The 16,864-nt window shown below is 58.2% G+C and carries 14 protein-coding genes; 10 read left to right on the top strand and 4 right to left on the bottom strand.

Translation table 11 applies throughout. From position 1 onward, the window contains the following. Nucleotides 1-3 precede the first annotated feature (3 nt). The 7 genes from VSX56_RS09865 to VSX56_RS09835 all read left to right on the top strand — a co-directional run bounded on the left by VSX56_RS09865 (nt 4) and on the right by VSX56_RS09835 (nt 7,384). Nucleotides 4-480, top strand: coding sequence for a CopD family protein (locus VSX56_RS09865; RefSeq protein WP_350936742.1), 477 nt, complete (start codon nt 4-6; stop codon nt 478-480). A 123-nt stretch (nt 481-603) separates the two neighbouring features. Then, nucleotides 604-1,896: a transcription termination factor Rho gene (gene rho, locus VSX56_RS09860; RefSeq protein ID WP_339113908.1), complete on the top strand. Its 1,293-nt coding sequence runs from the start codon at nt 604-606 to the stop codon at nt 1,894-1,896. Between the two features lie 21 nt (nt 1,897-1,917). Beyond that, nucleotides 1,918-3,201, top strand: coding sequence for a tRNA uridine-5-carboxymethylaminomethyl(34) synthesis GTPase MnmE (gene mnmE / locus VSX56_RS09855; RefSeq protein WP_350936831.1), 1,284 nt, complete (start codon nt 1,918-1,920; stop codon nt 3,199-3,201). Nucleotides 3,202-3,212: 11 nt separating this feature from the next. Further along, on the top strand, nt 3,213-5,075 hold the full coding sequence (gene mnmG, locus VSX56_RS09850) for a tRNA uridine-5-carboxymethylaminomethyl(34) synthesis enzyme MnmG (protein ID WP_350936739.1): 1,863 nt from the start codon (nt 3,213-3,215) through the stop codon (nt 5,073-5,075). A 5-nt stretch (nt 5,076-5,080) separates the two neighbouring features. Continuing rightward, nucleotides 5,081-5,692, top strand: a complete 612-nt coding sequence (gene rsmG, locus VSX56_RS09845; RefSeq protein ID WP_350936737.1) for a 16S rRNA (guanine(527)-N(7))-methyltransferase RsmG — start codon at nt 5,081-5,083, stop codon at nt 5,690-5,692. A gap of 10 nt (nt 5,693-5,702) precedes the next feature. Next, on the top strand, nt 5,703-6,506 hold the full coding sequence (locus VSX56_RS09840) for a ParA family protein (protein WP_339114444.1): 804 nt from the start codon (nt 5,703-5,705) through the stop codon (nt 6,504-6,506). Continuing rightward, a complete protein-coding gene (locus VSX56_RS09835; protein WP_339113911.1) occupies nt 6,503-7,384 on the top strand; it encodes a ParB/RepB/Spo0J family partition protein in 882 nt (293 codons plus the stop codon). Before VSX56_RS09840 ends, VSX56_RS09835 begins: the two co-directional genes overlap by 4 nt. Here the strand turns inward: VSX56_RS09835 and hemW are convergent. From hemW to rph, 3 genes are read right to left on the bottom strand one after another with little or no spacing between them, the layout of a single operon-like run. After that, nucleotides 7,381-8,550 carry a radical SAM family heme chaperone HemW gene (gene hemW, locus VSX56_RS09830; RefSeq protein WP_350936735.1) on the bottom strand — a complete coding sequence of 390 codons (1,170 nt, stop codon included), beginning with the start codon at nt 8,548-8,550 and terminating at the stop codon, nt 7,381-7,383. The genes VSX56_RS09835 and hemW overlap by 4 nt on opposite strands. Before the next feature lie 46 nt (nt 8,551-8,596). Then, the gene (gene rdgB / locus VSX56_RS09825; protein ID WP_339113913.1) at nt 8,597-9,208 is read right to left on the bottom strand and encodes an RdgB/HAM1 family non-canonical purine NTP pyrophosphatase; all 612 of its coding nucleotides are present in this window, start codon (nt 9,206-9,208) and stop codon (nt 8,597-8,599) included. Further along, on the bottom strand, nt 9,205-9,918 hold the full coding sequence (rph, locus tag VSX56_RS09820) for a ribonuclease PH (RefSeq protein ID WP_350936731.1): 714 nt from the start codon (nt 9,916-9,918) through the stop codon (nt 9,205-9,207). Before rph ends, rdgB begins: the two co-directional genes overlap by 4 nt. 124 nt (nt 9,919-10,042) lie before the next feature. Here rph and hrcA point away from each other — a divergent pair, with 124 nt between their 5' ends. Both hrcA and VSX56_RS09810 read left to right on the top strand, forming a co-directional pair. Continuing rightward, nucleotides 10,043-11,104, top strand: coding sequence for a heat-inducible transcriptional repressor HrcA (hrcA, locus tag VSX56_RS09815; protein ID WP_339113915.1), 1,062 nt, complete (start codon nt 10,043-10,045; stop codon nt 11,102-11,104). Between the two features lie 5 nt (nt 11,105-11,109). After that, a complete protein-coding gene (locus VSX56_RS09810) occupies nt 11,110-11,655 on the top strand; it encodes a nucleotide exchange factor GrpE (protein WP_339113916.1) in 546 nt (181 codons plus the stop codon). 45 nt (nt 11,656-11,700) lie between these two features. Here VSX56_RS09810 and mutS read toward each other — a convergent pair whose 3' ends face one another. After that, nucleotides 11,701-14,340 carry a DNA mismatch repair protein MutS gene (gene mutS, locus VSX56_RS09805; protein ID WP_350936728.1) on the bottom strand — a complete coding sequence of 880 codons (2,640 nt, stop codon included), beginning with the start codon at nt 14,338-14,340 and terminating at the stop codon, nt 11,701-11,703. A gap of 188 nt (nt 14,341-14,528) precedes the next feature. On the opposite strand from mutS, the gene VSX56_RS09800 reads away from it, so the two are divergent. Next, the gene (locus VSX56_RS09800) at nt 14,529-16,787 is read left to right on the top strand and encodes an NADP-dependent malic enzyme (protein WP_350936726.1); all 2,259 of its coding nucleotides are present in this window, start codon (nt 14,529-14,531) and stop codon (nt 16,785-16,787) included. The last annotated feature ends 77 nt before the right edge of the window (nt 16,788-16,864 follow it).

Raw genomic sequence — 16,864 nt, 5'->3', positions numbered from 1 at the left:
ACCATGCTGACAGCCGTGCAGGATTTTCTCGCAATCCATTATCCATGGATCAAAGCGTTCCACGTGATCTCGGTTCTGGCGTGGATGGCCGGTCTGTTCTATCTGCCGCGGCTCTATGTTTATCACGTCGAAGGGCTAAGAAAGCAGGGCGTCACCCGAGGGTCTGATATGGACCAGCTGTTCCAGCATCAGGAACGGCTTCTTCTGAAGGCGATCATGACCCCGGCGATGATGGCATCGTGGTTTTTCGGGCTCTGCCTGGTGTTGATCCCCGGAGTGGTCGATTGGACGATGGCATGGTCTTGGGTGAAAGCCGCATCCGTGATCGGGATGACGGGGTTCCATCACTGGCTGTCCGGACGCCGCATAGATTTCGTGAAAGGGCAGAACCGGCATAGCGGCCGGACCTATCGATTGATGAACGAGCTGCCGACGCTCTTCATGGTCCTGATCGTGCTGGCTGTGATCGTGAAATTCTAGGCAATCGTTGACTCGAGGCGCAATTTGATCTAGCGGATGACAAAACCCCGCTCGTCCTGAGCGGGAGACACTCCTGTTTACATCGAGATTTCTTTCCGGCTGGTCCGGAAACGAGGGGAATTCATGACCGAAGAACGTCCGCATCCCGAAGACGAGCGTTTGAACCTGTTCGATCTGAAGGCGAAAAGCCCGAAGGCGCTTCTGGCCATGGCCGAGGAGTGGGAGATCGAGAACGCTTCGACGATGCGTAAGGGCGAGATGATGTTCGCGCTGCTGAAGGCGCATGCGGAAGATGATATCACCATTGGTGGGGACGGGGTTCTGGAAGTTCTGCAGGACGGTTTCGGCTTCCTGCGCTCGACCGAGGCAAACTATCTGCCGGGTCCGGACGATATCTATGTCTCGCCCGACATGATCCGCCAGCACGCGCTGCGCACGGGTGATACCGTTGAGGGCATTATCCGCTCTCCGGGCGAGAACGAGCGGTATTTCGTGCTGACCAAAGTCGAGCAGATCAATTATGAAGCGCCCGAAAAGGCGCGCCACAAGGTTGCCTTCGACAACCTGACGCCGCTCTATCCCGATGAGCGCCTGAAAATGGAGATCGAAGATCCGACGATCAAGGACCGCTCGGCACGGATCATTGATCTGGTGGCTCCGATCGGGAAGGGGCAGCGTTCGCTTATCGTGGCGCCGCCGCGTACCGGTAAGACCGTCCTGCTGCAGAATATCGCGACCTCGATCGCGAGAAACCATCCCGAATGCTATCTGATCGTTCTTCTGATCGACGAACGTCCGGAAGAGGTGACCGATATGCAGCGTTCCGTGAAGGGTGAGGTTGTGTCCTCCACCTTCGACGAACCGGCAACGCGCCACGTCGCAGTGTCCGAGATGGTGATGGAAAAGGCCAAGCGCCTCGTTGAACACAAGCGTGACGTGGTGATCCTGCTCGATTCGATCACGCGTCTGGGCCGTGCGTTCAACACCGTTGTGCCGAGCTCGGGCAAAGTTTTGACAGGTGGTGTCGATGCCAACGCGCTGCAACGTCCGAAGCGTTTCTTCGGCGCGGCACGGAATATTGAAGAGGGCGGGTCGCTGACCATCATTGCCACCGCGCTGATCGATACCGGTTCGCGCATGGACGAGGTCATCTTCGAGGAATTCAAAGGGACGGGGAACTCCGAGATCGTTCTCGACCGCAAGGTTGCGGATAAACGCGTCTTCCCGGCCATGGATATTCTCAAATCGGGCACCCGGAAAGAGGATCTGCTCGTCGAGCAGAAGGATCTGCAGAAGACCTATCTGCTGCGCCGTATCCTCAATCCGATGGGCACAACCGATGCGATCGAGTTCCTGAACTCGAAGCTCAAACAGACCAAAACCAATTCGGAATTCTTCGACTCTATGAACGGCTAAGCCGTTCCCGAGAGGGATATGATGGATACGATCTTTGCACTGGCCACTGCCCGCGGAAAAGCGGGGGTGGCCGTTATTCGTATTTCCGGGCCGAAAGCCTGGCAGGCTGCCTCGCGTCTTTGCGGGTCGCTACCGGCTGCGCGACAGACGGCCTTGCGGGTTCTGCGTCTTGACGGCGAGGTGCTGGACGAGGCGGTGGTGCTGCCTTTCGCTAAAGGGCATAGCTTTACTGGTGAAGAAGTCGTCGAATTCCATATCCATGGTGCGATCGCGACGGTGAGTGCTGTTCTGCGGGCCTTGGGCGACGATCCGGATTTACGTATGGCTGAGGCAGGCGAATTTACCCGCCGCGCAATGGAGAATGAAAGGCTGGATCTTTCTCAGGTCGAAGGGCTGGCTGATCTCATTGAGGCGGAAACAGAATCCCAGAGAAAACAGGCACTTAAGGTTCTCTCTGGTTCGGTTGGCAAGGTCGTTGAAGGCTGGCGGGAGCGGCTGGTGCGTGCCGCCGCGCTGCTGGAAGTCACGATCGATTTCGCCGATGAAGAGGTTCCTGTTGATGTAACACCAGAGGTCATGGCCGAGATTGATGCTGTTCAGATCAGTCTTGGAGACGAGATCAAGCGCTTTGGTGCGGCGGAGCGCATCCGTGACGGGTTCGAAGTCGCTATCGTTGGTCGCCCTAATGCCGGAAAATCTACGCTTCTTAATGCTTTAGCAGGGCGTGAAGCGGCTATTACGTCGGAAATTGCGGGCACGACACGTGACGTGATCGAAGTGCGCATGGACCTCGCAGGATTGGCGGTCACGTTGCTGGATACGGCAGGTCTTCGCGAAACCGACGATGTTGTCGAGGCTATCGGGGTAGATCGGGCGATTTCACGCGCCAATGAGGCAGATCTGCGGGTATTCCTTCTTGATGGCCAAGACCTTCCGCTCCTGACGCCTGAGGATGATGATCTGATCGTCTATGGCAAGGCCGATATTTTCGAGGGGCAGGGGCTTCGTGTCTCGGGAAAAACAGGCGCGGGCATTGACGAGCTGGTTGCGAAGATCACCGCCAAATTATTACGGCAGGCACAAGGCGCCGGGGTTATGACGCGGGAACGACATCGTGATGCGCTGATAAACGCAAACCGGGCTTTGGATTCGGCCCGAAATGAGGTAATGAGCGGTCTAGATCGCCCCGAGCTTTCCGCTATCTATCTTCGTGAGGCCGCGCGGTCGTTGGAATCCCTGTTGGGCAGGGTAGATGTCGAGAATCTCTTGGATGAGATATTCTTGAGTTTTTGCATCGGGAAATAGGAGTGTTTCACGTGAAACATTTTGACGTTATTGTCGTTGGCGGTGGTCACGCCGGTACGGAAGCGGCCCATGCATCCGCCCGCATGGGAGCAAAGACTGCTTTGGTAACGCTTCGGCGCGATGCCATCGGGGTTATGTCTTGCAATCCTGCTATTGGTGGGCTCGGCAAAGGACACCTCGTTCGGGAGATCGACGCCATGGACGGTGTCATGGGGGTTGTCACCGACCGTGCCGGGATTCAATTCAGGCTTTTGAACCGCCGTAAAGGACCTGCGGTACAGGGGCCGCGTGCTCAGGCGGATCGAAAGCTCTATCGCGAGGCTATGCTCGAACTTACCGAACTGCAGGAAAACCTTTCAATCATTGAAGGGGAAGCCGTCGACTTGCTTACCCTTGACGGGCGCGTCAGCGGGGTAACGCTCGCAGACGGATCCGAGGTCCGCTGCCGGTCGGTAATTTTGACAACAGGGACCTTCTTGCGCGGCGTAATCCATATCGGTGATAAAAGCTATCCGGGCGGACGGATGGGGGATCGCCCTTCGGTTCCGCTCGCGGATCGACTGGACTCGCTCGCCTTACCGCTTGGACGTCTTAAGACGGGCACACCGCCAAGGCTTAATGGGAAAACTATTGATTGGTCTATCCTCGAGAGCCAGCCCGGCGATGATGATCCTGTGGTCTTCAGCTTTATGAATACGAAGCCATTCGCGAAACAGATTTCCTGCGGGATTACGCATACTAATGAAGCGACCCATCAAATCATCCGTGATAATCTTTCCCGTTCGGCTATGTATGGCGGTCATATCGAGGGGGTGGGGCCCCGTTACTGCCCGTCGATCGAAGACAAAATTGTCCGGTTTGCCGATAAGACATCTCATCAGATTTTCCTCGAGCCCGAGGGGCTTGATGACGATACCGTCTACCCAAATGGTATTTCCACCTCGCTACCTGAAGATGTTCAGACCGATTATGTTCGGTCTATTCGTGGCTTGGAGCAGGTCGAGATTCTACAGCCGGGCTACGCTATAGAATATGATTACGTCGATCCGCGTAGCCTCGATGCGTATCTTCAGGTTCGTAATCAGCCAGGGCTATATCTCGCTGGTCAGATTAATGGCACCACTGGCTATGAGGAGGCAGCTGCACAGGGTCTGGTTGCCGGACTTAATGCGGCAGCTTCGGCGCTAGAGAAGGAGGCTGTCGAGTTTTCACGCACACAGAGTTATATCGGAGTGATGGTCGATGATCTCATTACTCGCGGAGTAACCGAACCCTATCGGATGTTTACCTCGCGGGCCGAGTTCCGACTTTCCCTTCGCGCCGATAACGCGGATCAACGCCTTACGCCCTTGGCAATGCGGATTGGCTGCGTATCTGATAAGCGTATTACGCAATTCTCTATTAAGCAGGAAGCGCTAGTGCATGGGCGTGGAAAGCTTGACGCATTGTCGCTTACCCCGAAAGAGGCCATTGAAGCGGGCTTTAAAGTAAATCAAGATGGGCAGCGTCGTTCTGCATTCTCGTTCCTGTCATTCCCTGACATAACATTCGAAGATCTCAAAGCGGTCTTCCCAGAATTGTCCGAGATTGAATCCCCGATTGCGGATCAGCTTTCAAAAGATGCGCTATATGCCAATTATCTGGTTCGACAGGATCGCGATATTGCAGCGATGCAGAGAGATGAAGCTTGGAAGATTCCTTCCGATTTCGAATATGGTTCGCTTTCGGGGCTTTCTAACGAGCTTCGTTTAAAGCTCAGTAAAGCGCAGCCAAGCACGTTAGGGCAGGCGGGGCGTGTCGACGGGGTGACGCCCGCAGCCCTTGCTCTCATTCTTGCGAAGCTTCGGCAATCGCGTAAAATCAAAACGGCTTGACGTCTATGTCTATACACCAATTCCCTGCCGATGTTTCACGTGAAACAATTGAGCGCTTCGATCTCTACGAAGCGCTCGTCTCAAAGTGGAATCCTGTAATCAATCTGGTTGCAAAATCTACGGTCTCGGATTTTAAGCATCGGCATCTCCAGGACTCCATTCAGGTATATCAAAACGATATGAGCTGGACGCGGTGGGTTGATATGGGGTCCGGTGGCGGATTGCCTGGTATTGTCGTTGGCATTATCGCAGCTCAAAATAAACCAGATGCCGAGATCCACTTGATCGAGAGTGATCAGAGAAAATGTGCATTTCTTCTGACATGCGTGCGCGAATTGGGGTTGAATATAAAGGTTCATAGTCAACGTATCCTCGAAATTCCCTCCTTGGCCGCAGATATTGTCTCTGCTCGCGCGCTTGCGTCGCTTGATATGCTTCTCGAGTTCGGGTGTCATCACGGAAATAAGACGGCTACTTTTCTGTTTCCGAAGGGCGCAAACTGGAAAAGTGAAGTGGCAGAAGCTCAAAAGACATGGACCTTCGAGTATGAAGCACTTAAAAGCGTCACAGATCCGGATGCAACAATACTGAAAATCGCAGGAGCACAGCGTGTCTGAGCAGTCCTTTATGAAGGCACCACGCATTATTGCCGTTACCAACCAGAAGGGTGGGGTTGGTAAAACAACCACAGCGATTAATTTAGCTTGCGCTTTGATTGAACAAGGGTGCCGGGTCTTGGTGGTTGACCTCGATCCTCAGGGCAATGCATCGACAGGTCTTGGTGTCGAGCTAGAAGATCGGGACTTCAGCACCTACGACCTACTCACAGCGGATGCAGAACCCGCCGATATAATCCGGAAAACGGAGTGGGATGGACTATGGTTGAGCCCCGCGACCACAGATCTTTCCTCCGCAGACATGGAACTCCATGATGTGGATCAGCGGAGCTTCCTCCTTCAGAAAGCGCTACGCTCGGAGCATATAAACGACTTCGAGTTTGACTATATTCTTATTGATTGCCCGCCATCTCTTAGTCTTCTGACCGTTAATGCGATGGTTGCGGCGGATTCCGTTTTGGTTCCGCTACAAGCGGAGTTCTTTGCTCTTGAAGGCCTCTCGCAGCTCATGCTTTCGGTGCGAGAAGTGCGGCAAGGCGCCAATCCTTCACTTCGTATTGAGGGGGTTGTGCTGACGATGTATGACGTTCGCAATAATCTCTCCCAGCTTGTAGAGGCGGACGCCCGCGCAACGCTTGGAGAAATCGTGTTCAAGACAATGATTCCGCGGAATGTGCGGATCTCCGAAGCGCCATCCTATGCCCAATCCGTACTGCATTACGATAGTAGCTCGCGAGGGGCGAAGGCCTATCGCGCACTTGCCAAAGAATTATTGGAACGCCATGAAAGCGTTAAGCCGCAGGGGGCCGTATGAGCAAGAAGCCTGAACGCCGTGGACTTGGGCGCGGATTAAGCGCCTTGATGGCTGATGTAAATCTAGAACCCAATCAGGATAATACGGTGCCGCGTCGTCCCGAAAGCTTCATTCCGATCGAGAAAATCGAGCCTAATCCCGAGCAGCCGCGCCGTCATTTTGACGAGCAGGCTCTTCAGGAACTCGCGGATTCCATCCGTGAGAAAGGGGTCATTCAGCCTCTGATCGTGCGGGCACATCCCAAAACGGCCGATATGTACGAGATTGTTGCGGGGGAGCGCCGCTGGCGCGCGTCGCAACTCGCGCAGCTACATGAAGTTCCGGTTATCATTCGCGAGTTTAACGATACCGAAGTTCTGGAAGTCGCGATTATCGAGAATATCCAGCGCGCCGATCTTAACCCGCTGGAAGAAGCTCTCAGCTATCGGCAGTTGATGGACCGGTTCGGACATACTCAGGAAAAGGTCGCAGAAGCGCTCTCGAAGAGCCGTAGTCATATCGCAAACCTTCTTCGCCTGCTCAACTTGCCGAATGAAGTTCAGGATTATCTCCGCGATGGACGTCTGACGGCAGGTCATGCGCGTGCGATGATTACCGCAGATGACCCGGTGGCATTGGCCAAAGAGGCCGTCGCAAAAGGTCTTTCGGTGCGGGAAGTCGAGCGCAAAGCAAAAGCACCTGTGGGGGAGAAAAAGCCTAAGGCCCGTATCGCCCCCGAGAAGGATGCAGATACACGGGCGCTGGAAGCAGATCTCTCGGCCACTATTGGCATGAAAGTCGAGATCAACCATAAAGGCGAGGAAGGTGGAACAGTTGTTCTGACCTATAAAGACCTCGAACAGCTTGATGCGATCTGTCAGGCGCTAACCAAGATTTAATCGGGCAATAGCTCTCTGATCACGGCGTTCAATACCGCGCGTCCCTCACGGGTCGCGCGTATTTTGTTGTCATCTGCCTCTATCATACCAATGCTGGTAAGATGAGCGAGACGTTCTTCGTTGAAATCAGCGCCGCTCAGAGCAATGTAGCGATGTCGATCGAGCCCTTCGGCAAGACGCATACCGAATAGAAGGAACTCCGTTACCTCCTCGTCGCGACGCAATGCTTCGCGAAACGCCTCGCCGGAACCCGTTTTCTTCACCTGACTCAGCCACGCACCGGGGTGTTTCAGGGTGTCCGTGGCATGACGGATACCGTTGCGGGTCAGGCGGCCATGCGCCCCCGGACCAATGCCGAGATAATCGCCATAGCGCCAATAGATGAGGTTATGGCGACTTTCAGAGCCTAATTTGGCATGGTTAGACACTTCATATGCCGGAAACCCGGCTGCTTCTGCTAGATCTTGTGTAAGCAGATACATATCGGCCGCACTGTCATCGTCGGGTATGCCTTTCAGCAAGCCGCGCTCTGCCCGTGCGCCGAACACGGTCCCGTCTTCAACGGTAAGTTGATAAAGAGACAGGTGATCAATCGCCATCGAGAGGGCTTCATTCAGCTCCTGTCGCCAATGATCGAGCGTCTGGTCCTGTCGCGCGTAGATAAGGTCGAAGCTCACACGGTCAAAGACGGAGCGCGCGATATCAAAGGCTTTGCGTCCTTCCGCGGCAGAATGCATTCGGCCCAGCTTGCGTAGATCGGCATCATTGAAGGCCTGCATCCCCATTGACACACGGTTCACACCGGCCTCGGAATAGGCACGAAAGCGTCCAGCCTCGATACTGGTCGGGTTCGCCTCAAGGGTGATCTCCAAGTCATTGGACAGCCGCCAGCTGGAGCGCACTTTTGTCAGGATGGTATCGACCACGTCAGGGTCCATTAGCGAGGGGGTGCCACCGCCAAAAAACACTGTGTTGAGCACACGGCCTTCTGTTTCACGCGAAACACGGTCGATTTCTGAAAGATAGGCCTCTGCCCAGACGTGTTGGTCAATCTTTGTGCTGACATGCGAGTTGAAATCGCAATAGGGGCATTTGGCGGCGCAGAAGGGCCAATGGATATAGAGCCCGAAGCCTCCGGCGCGCCAGTCTTCATCGTGATGGGTCATCGGAGCTCCGGAGGCTGGTGCCACGGGAGGCCGTGGCACGATGGGGTCAGGCAGGCTCGAACGCCGCGGTCAGTTTCCTGAACGCATCCGCACGATGCGACAATTGGTTCTTACGCTCATGGGTCATCTCGGCGAAGGTCTTGTTCGACCCTTTGGGCTGGAACATCGGATCGTATCCGTGACCTTCCTCGCCGCGCATCGGCCAGACGAGGAAACCTTGGCATTCGCCCTCGAAAACCTCCTCATGCCCGTCCGGCCATGCCAGAACCAGCGTCGAGCAGAAGCGAGCGGTGCGCGGACGGTCGGCGCCGACCTTCTCGCATTCGTTCCACGTCTTCTCCATGGCCATCTTGAAATCGCGGCCATTGGGGGTTTCGGCCCAATCCGCGGTATAGACACCCGGAGCCCCGCCAAGACAATCCACCTCGATGCCGCTATCATCGGACAGGGCGGGCAGGCCGGTGGCCTTAGCGGCGGCATGCGCCTTGATGCGGGCGTTGCCCACGAAGGTGGTCTCGGTCTCCGCGGGAACCGCCAGATCCAGCTCCTTGGCCCCCACACATTCGATGCCATAAGGCTTCAGCAGCTCGGAAATCTCTTCCAGTTTGCCTGCATTATGGGTAGCAACCAGCAGCTTCTTCTCGGTAAACTTTCTCACTTAACAGCCTCCTTCTGTGCGTTTACCAGCTCTGCGATCCCGTTTTCGGCAAGATCCATCAGCTGGTTCATCTGTTCGCGCGTATAGGTAGAGCCTTCTGCCGACATTTGTATCTCGATGAGCTTACCTTTGCCGGTCATGATGAAATTGCCGTCGACGCCGGCTTCGCTATCCTCGGCATAATCGAGGTCGCAGACATTCTGGCCGGCATAGATCCCGCAGGACACAGCCGCCACATGGTCGATCAGCGGATCGGAGGTGATGATCCCTTTGGCCATCAGCTTGTTCACCGCCAGACGCAGCGCGACCCAGCCACCGGTGATTGCGGCACAGCGGGTGCCACCATCGGCCTGAATGACATCGCAATCCACGACGATCTGTCGTTCGCCCAAAGCGCTACGGTCCAGGCCCGCCCGCAGGGCGCGACCGATCAGACGCTGGATCTCGACGGTGCGGCCGCCTTGTTTGCCCATGGCTGCCTCGCGACGGGTGCGTGAATGGGTGGCGCGGGGCAGCATACCGTATTCGGCGGTGACCCAGCCGAGGCCGGTGTTTTTCAGGAAGGAGGGCGCGCGGTCTTCAATCGTGGCTGTGCACAGCACATGCGTGTCGCCTACTTTGATCAGGCAGGAGCCTTCGGCATGTTTGGTGACGCCCGTCTCGATCGAGATCTTGCGCATTTCATTGAGGTTCCGTCCTGAGGGCCGCATATCCGCTCCTATTCGCAAACTGTATCGCCCCATTTGCGCGTGTAACGCAGCCGATGCAAGAGCTCAGGACCGATTGACGATCCCTCTCGCAACCCGTTTACTGTGTAACAGGAGTTTCGAGACCATGATTGAGCCAAAACAGAGCCTGACAGAGCTGAATGATCGCTCGCGCGAGGTCTTTCGCCGCGTGGTCGAGGGCTATCTGGAGACCGGTGATCCGGTGGGCTCGCGCAGCCTGACCCGCATGATGAGCGAGAAGCTCTCTGCGGCCACCATCCGTAATGTGATGAACGATCTCGAATATCTGGGGCTGCTCGACAGCCCGCATGTCTCGGCAGGGCGCGTGCCCACGCAGATGGGGCTCAGGATGTTCGTGGACGGCTTTATGGAGGTTGGGCAGCTGGGGGCCGATGACCGCGCAGCCCTTGATGCCACGGTGGGCGGAAATGATCCCGATCTGGGCACGCTGATGGACCGTGTGGGCTCGGCCCTCTCGGGCATGACCCATGGCGCGAGCCTTGTGCTCTCGCCCAAGCAGGAAGCGCCGATCAAGCATATCGAATTCGTGGGGCTCGCGCCCGACCGCGCTCTGGTGGTGCTGGTGCTGGCCGATGGTCAGGTGGAGAACCGTGTGTTCACGCCGCCCCCCGGACAGACGCCGTCCTCGCTGCGGGAGGCCGCGAATTTCATCAATTCGCTGGCCGAGGGCCGCACGTTGACTGAGCTGCGCAGTGTTATGGCCGAGGAGATCAGGCATCGTCGCGCCGAACTGGATACGCTGGCCGCCGATCTGGTGGAGCAGGGGCTGGCCGAGTGGGAAGACAAGGGCACTTCCTACGAGCGGCTGATCGTGCGCGGGCAATCGAATCTGCTCGAGCAGATCTCCGATCTCGACCGCATCCGCACGCTTTTCGATGATCTCGAACGCAAGCGCGACATCGCCGAATTCCTCGATCTGGCGCAGGATGGCGACGGTGTGCGCATTTTTATTGGTTCCGAGAACAAGCTTTTTTCACTTTCGGGTTCCTCTCTGGTCGTAAGTCCCTATATGAACGCTGATCGTAAGATAATCGGTGCGATCGGCGTCATCGGGCCAACACGGCTCAATTACGGGCGGATCGTGCCGATCGTGGACTATACAGCGCAACTGGTCGGACGGATGCTGTCGGGCCGGGGCAAAGGATGAAACGCATGAGCGACAAGAAAGACGAAATGAGCGAAGATCAGGTTCATCTCGACGAGACGTTCGAAGACATCATGGACGAGGGCGCAGACGAGCTGGAAGCCCTGCGTGCCGAACGCGACGAAATGCGCGACCGCTGGATGCGCGCGCTGGCCGATGCCGAGAATTCGCGCAAGCGCGCCGATAAAGAGCGCCGCGACGCCGAGAATTACGGTGGCTCGCGTCTGGCCCGCGACATGCTGCCGGTCTATGACAATATGCAGCGCGCGCTGAACGCCATTTCGGAAGAGCTGCGCGAGAAGGCCGAAGCCCTGATCGAGGGCGTCGAGCTGACGCAGCGCGAACTGGTGAACGTGTTCGAGAAGCACGGCATCAGCCAGATCGCGCCGCAGGTGGGCGACAAGTTCGATCCGACCCATCACGAGGCGATGTTCGAAGCCCCTGTGCCGAACACGGTTGCGGGCGACATCATCCAAGTGATGGATGTGGGCTTCATGATCCATGACCGTCTGCTGCGTCCGGCCAAGGTGGGCGTGAGCTCGACGCCGAAGTGATGTTTCACGGGAAGCATTGAAAAGGGGGCCGCTTGGCCCCCTTTGTCATTTCAGCATCTCGCGCAGGTCATAAAGCGCTTGAAGTGCCTCACGCGGGGACAGGTCATCGGGGTTGATCGCGCCCAGACGTTCCTCCAGCGGGCTCGGGCCCAGCGGCGCCACGGGCTGGGGCGGCGGCGCAGAGGCAAAGAGCGGCAGATCATCGATCAGCATCTGTTTCTTGGCGCCGCTGTCACGGTCGCCTTTCTCCAGCATATCCAGCACGGACTTCGCCCGCGCCACCACGCTATCGGGCAGCCCCGCCAGACGCGCGACCTGCACCCCGTAGGAGCGGTCGGCCGCGCCCTTTTTTACCTCATGCAGGAAGATCACATCGCCCGCATGTTCCTTCACGCTGACGGTGGCATTCTCCACCCCGTCGAGCTTGGCCGAAAGCGCGGTCATCTCGTGGTAATGGGTGGCAAAGAGTGCACGGCAGCGGTTGGTGGCATGTAGATGCTCCATCACCGCCCATGCAATCGACAGCCCGTCATAGGTAGCGGTCCCGCGCCCGATCTCGTCGAGGATCACCAGTGCGCGGTCATCGGCCTGATTGAGGATTGCGGCGGTTTCGACCATTTCGACCATGAAGGTCGACCGGCCTCGGGCCAGATCATCTGCCGCGCCCACGCGCGAGAACAGCTGGCTCACCAGCCCGATATGGGCGCGGGTGGCCGGCACGAAGCTCCCCGCTTGCGCCAGGAGCGCGATGATCGCATTCTGCCGCAGGAAGGTCGATTTACCCGCCATATTGGGGCCTGTCAGCAGCCAGATCGCTGGCGTGCTCTCCTTGGTCAGCCCGCAATCATTGGCGATGAACGGCGTGCCCGAGCGTTTGAGCGCATGTTCCACGACCGGATGCCGCCCTGCCGTGATTTCAAACGCGCGGGAGTTGTCGATCTCGGGGCGCACCCAGTCGCCCGCCCGCGCCAGATCGGCGAAGGCACAGGCCAGATCGATTTCGGCCAGCGCCCGCGACGCCTCGCCAATCGGGCCTGCCTGATCCATGATGCCCGCCTTCAGCCTGTCATAGAGCCGTTTTTCGATCTCGAGCGCCCGCGCACCGGCATTATGGATGCGCGTTTCCAACTCCGAGAGATCGACGGTGGTGAAGCGCACCTGATTGGCCGTGGTCTGGCGATGGATGAATTTCTCGGACAAAGGCGCCGAGAGCATCTTCTCGGCATGGGTCGAGGTGCATTCGATGAAATAGCCCAGCACGTTGTTATGCTTGATTTTCAGGCTCGAAATACCGGTTTCCTCAATAAATCCGGCCTGCATCCCCGCAATCACGCCACGCCCCTCGTCGCGCAGGCGGCGGGTCTCGTCCAGCTCCTCGTCGTAGCCCTGCGCGATAAATCCGCCATCACGGGCAAGAAGCGGCGGTTCGGCAATCAGGGCCGCATCCAGCAGGGCTACCAATTCGTCATGGCCTTGCAGCGCCTGTGCGGCGTCCTGTAACAGGCGCGGTGCCTCGGACCCCGTGATCACATCATACAGTCCGCCTGCCTGACCCAGCGCATTGCGGATCGCGGCCATGTCACGCGGACCGCCACGATCCAGCGCCAGCCGCGACAGGGCGCGGTCCATATCGGGGCAGCGCTTCAGATCGGCGCGCAGATCCTCGGTAAAACGGCTCTGTTCCACGAGAAACGCCACCGTATCATGACGCGCATGGATCTGGGCCAGATCGCGCGAGGGCGCGGAGACCCGACGTTCCAGCAGACGTGCACCGCCCGCCGTCACGGTCCGGTCGATCACATTCAGCAGCGACCCCTCACGCCCGCCCGAAAGCGCCTGCGTCAGTTCCAGATTACGGCGTGTGGAGGCGTCGATCTGCACGATCGTGCCCGCTTCCTCGCGCAGGGGGCGGCGCAGGAGGGGCAGTTTGCCGCGCTGGGTCAGGTCGAGATAATCGACAATCGCGCCCATTGCCGAAAGCTCGGCGCGGCTGAAGCTGCCGAAGGCTTCCAGCGAACCCACCTGATAGAGATCTCGCAGTTTCTGCTCGCCCGAGGCACTGTCGAAGACGGCCCGTGCCAAAGGGGTCACCGCCGCTTTCACATCCTCGATCACCTCGCGGAATGCGTCCTCGTTGGTATCCGAGACCAGCACCTCACGCGGTGTCAGGCGGGCCAGTTCCGGCCCCAGACGCGCGGGGGCGCAGGGCATCACGCGGAACTCGCCGGTCGAGATATCGACCCAGGCCAGCGCGCCCTCGTCGCGCAGGGCGGAATAGGCCGCAAGGAAGTTATGCCGCCGCGCCTCCAGCAGGCTCTCCTCGGTCAGCGTGCCCGGTGTCACCAGCCGCACGACATCGCGTTTGACCACGGCCTTATAGCCGCGCTTCTTGGCCTCGGCGGGATCTTCGAGCTGTTCGGCAATTGCCACGCGGAAGCCCTTGCGGATCAGCGTCAGCAGGTAGCCCTCGGCGGCATGGACCGGCACGCCGCACATCGGGATATCCTCGCCCTCATGGCTGCCGCGCTTGGTCAGCGCGATATCGAGCGCCGCTGCCGCCTCGACCGCATCCTGAAAGAACATCTCGTAGAAATCGCCCATGCGGTAGAACAAAAGCGCACCCGGATTGGCGTCCTTGATACCCAGATATTGTTCCATCATCGGTGTGACGGTCGGCTTTGCCATGGATGCCCCCTGTTTGCTCGAGCGGACCCTACAAAAACAGCCCGCCGCCCGCAATCTGTTGGGCGGGTTGTTGAACGGGGTGTCGGGTGGTCCCGAGGGGAGCGGCGAACTACCGCGCCCGTGTCTATTGAGGCAGCCGCGACAAGCCGTTAAGAAGTCTGAGACCAAAAAGAAGGATATCGGCCCACATGTCCGGAAAGAACAAGATTACCCGCGAAGAAGCGTTGAATTACCATCTCGAGCCCATTCCGGGAAAATACGAGATTACGCCCACAACGCCCATGACCACCCAGCGCGATCTGTCGCTGGCCTATAGCCCGGGTGTGGCTGTTCCGGTCGAGGCGATCGCCGAGAACCCCGAAACCGCTTATGACTACACCGTCAAAGGCAATATGGTTGCCGTGATCTCGAACGGCTCGGCCATTCTGGGGCTGGGCAATCTTGGTGCGCTGGCCTCCAAGCCCGTGATGGAAGGCAAGGCGGTTCTGTTCAAGAAATTCGCCGACGTGAATGCTGTCGATATCGAGCTCGATACGATGGATGCCGACGAGATCATCAAGGCCGTCAAGCTGATGGAGCCGACCTTCGGCGGCATCAACCTCGAAGATATCAAGGCGCCCGAATGCTTTATCATCGAGCAGGCGCTGAAGGAACAGATGGATATTCCGGTGTTCCATGATGACCAGCACGGCACGGCGGTGATCTGTGCGGCAGGTCTTCTGAACGCACTCGAGATCTCGGGCAAGAAGATCGAGGATTGCAAGATCGTGCTCAATGGTGCCGGCGCCGCCGGTATCGCCTGTCTCGAGCTGATCAAGGCGATGGGCGCACGCAACGAGAACTGCATCATGTGCGACACCAAGGGTGTGATCTATCAGGGCCGCACCGAGGGGATGAACCAGTGGAAATCGGCCCATGCGGTCGAGACCACCGCCCGCACGCTGGAAGATGCGATGAAAGGGGCCGATGTGTTCCTTGGTGTGTCTGCCAAGGGCGCGGTCACGCAGGATATGGTGAAATCCATGGCCGATAATCCGGTCATCTTCGCCATGGCCAACCCCGACCCCGAGATCACCCCCGAAGAGGCCCATGAGGTCCGCGAGGATGCGATCGTGGCAACGGGCCGTTCGGATTATCCGAACCAGGTCAATAACGTGCTTGGTTTCCCCTATCTGTTCCGTGGCGCGCTCGATATCCATGCCCGCGCGATCAATGACGAGATGAAGATTGCCTGTGCCGAGGCGCTGGCGAAACTCGCCCGCGAGGATGTGCCGGATGAGGTAGCGATGGCCTATGGCCGTAAGCTGTCTTTCGGACGCGATTATATCATCCCGACACCCTTCGATCCGCGCCTGATCCATGTGATCCCGCCGGCGGTGGCCAAGGCCGGTATGGATACGGGCGTGGCGCGGCGGCCGATCATCGATATGGATGCCTATGTCCACAGCCTCAAGGCGCGCATGGACCCGACCGCGACGATCCTGCAGTCGATCCATGCCCGTGCCCGCAAGGCGCAGGCCCGCATGATCTTTGCCGAGGGCGATGACCTGCGCGTGCTGCGCGCGGCGGTGCAATACCAGCGTTCGGGCACCGGCACCTCTATCGTGGTGGGCCGCGAGAACGACGTGCGAGAGAAGCTCGAAAGTGCCGGCCTTGGCGATGCGTTCCGCGAGCTGACCGTGGTCAACGCGGCCAATACCAAGCATCTCGAGACCTATCGTGATTTCCTCTACAAGCGCCTGCAGCGCAAGGGTGTGGACCGCGAGGATGCCTATAAGATGGCCGCCCGCGACCGCCATGTCTTTGCCGCCCTCATGCTGGTGCATGGCCATGGTGATGCACTGGTGACGGGTGTCACCCGCAAATCGGCCCATGTGCTGGAGCGGATCAACAAGGTCGTCGATGCCACTGCCGAAAGCGGGGCCGTCGGCATTACCGCCGTGCTGAACAAGGGCAAGATCGTGCTCTTGGGCGATACGCTGGTGCATGAATGGCCCGACGAGAACGATCTGGCCGATATCGCCACTGCAGGGGCCGAGGTGGCACGTTCGCTGGGGCTCGACCCGCGCGTGGCCTTCTGCTCCTTCTCGACCTTCGGCTATCCGGTGTCGGAGCGCGCGCAGAAGATGCATGTCGCGCCGAAAGTGCTCGATAAGCGTGGCGTCGATTTCGAATATGATGGCGAGATGGCCGTTGATGTGGCGCTCAATGCGTCAGTCATGAAGAAATACGATTTCTGCCGTCTGTCGGGTCCGGCCAATATTCTGGTGATGCCCGCGCGTCACTCGGCCTCGATCTCGATCAAGCTCTTGCAGGAAATGGGCGGCGCGACTGTGATCGGCCCGATCCTGACCGGTGTCGAGCATCCGATCCAGGTCTGCTCGACCACGGCGACTGTCTCCGATATCGTCAATATGGCGGCGCTGGCGGCCTGTAACGCGAAGTAATCGCGACACATCACGGAAAGGTCTGGCGTAGGGAAACTTGCGCCAGACCTTGTTATATCCGCCTGTCCAAGGCTAGC

It is taken from the genome of Thioclava kandeliae, from assembly GCF_040297545.1.
Taxonomy (GTDB): domain Bacteria; phylum Pseudomonadota; class Alphaproteobacteria; order Rhodobacterales; family Rhodobacteraceae; genus Thioclava; species Thioclava kandeliae.
This window is presented reverse-complemented; position numbering and strand designations above follow the sequence as displayed.

Bases quoted from the DNA above. Each gene is read 5' to 3' on its own strand.
- VSX56_RS09865 (WP_350936742.1), top strand. From the start codon at position 4: ATGCTGACAGCCGTGCAGGATTTTCTCGCAATCCATTATCCATGGATC.
- rho (WP_339113908.1), top strand. From the start codon at position 604: ATGACCGAAGAACGTCCGCATCCCGAAGACGAGCGTTTGAACCTGTTC.
- mnmE (WP_350936831.1), top strand. From the start codon at position 1,918: ATGGATACGATCTTTGCACTGGCCACTGCCCGCGGAAAAGCGGGGGTG.
- rsmG (WP_350936737.1), top strand. From the start codon at position 5,081: ATGTCTATACACCAATTCCCTGCCGATGTTTCACGTGAAACAATTGAG.
- VSX56_RS09840 (WP_339114444.1), top strand. From the start codon at position 5,703: ATGAAGGCACCACGCATTATTGCCGTTACCAACCAGAAGGGTGGGGTT.
- VSX56_RS09835 (WP_339113911.1), top strand. From the start codon at position 6,503: ATGAGCAAGAAGCCTGAACGCCGTGGACTTGGGCGCGGATTAAGCGCC.
- hemW (WP_350936735.1), bottom strand. From the start codon at position 8,550: ATGACCCATCACGATGAAGACTGGCGCGCCGGAGGCTTCGGGCTCTAT.
- rph (WP_350936731.1), bottom strand. From the start codon at position 9,918: ATGCGGCCCTCAGGACGGAACCTCAATGAAATGCGCAAGATCTCGATC.
- hrcA (WP_339113915.1), top strand. From the start codon at position 10,043: ATGATTGAGCCAAAACAGAGCCTGACAGAGCTGAATGATCGCTCGCGC.
- VSX56_RS09810 (WP_339113916.1), top strand. From the start codon at position 11,110: ATGAGCGACAAGAAAGACGAAATGAGCGAAGATCAGGTTCATCTCGAC.
- mutS (WP_350936728.1), bottom strand. From the start codon at position 14,340: ATGGCAAAGCCGACCGTCACACCGATGATGGAACAATATCTGGGTATC.
- VSX56_RS09800 (WP_350936726.1), top strand. From the start codon at position 14,529: ATGTCCGGAAAGAACAAGATTACCCGCGAAGAAGCGTTGAATTACCAT.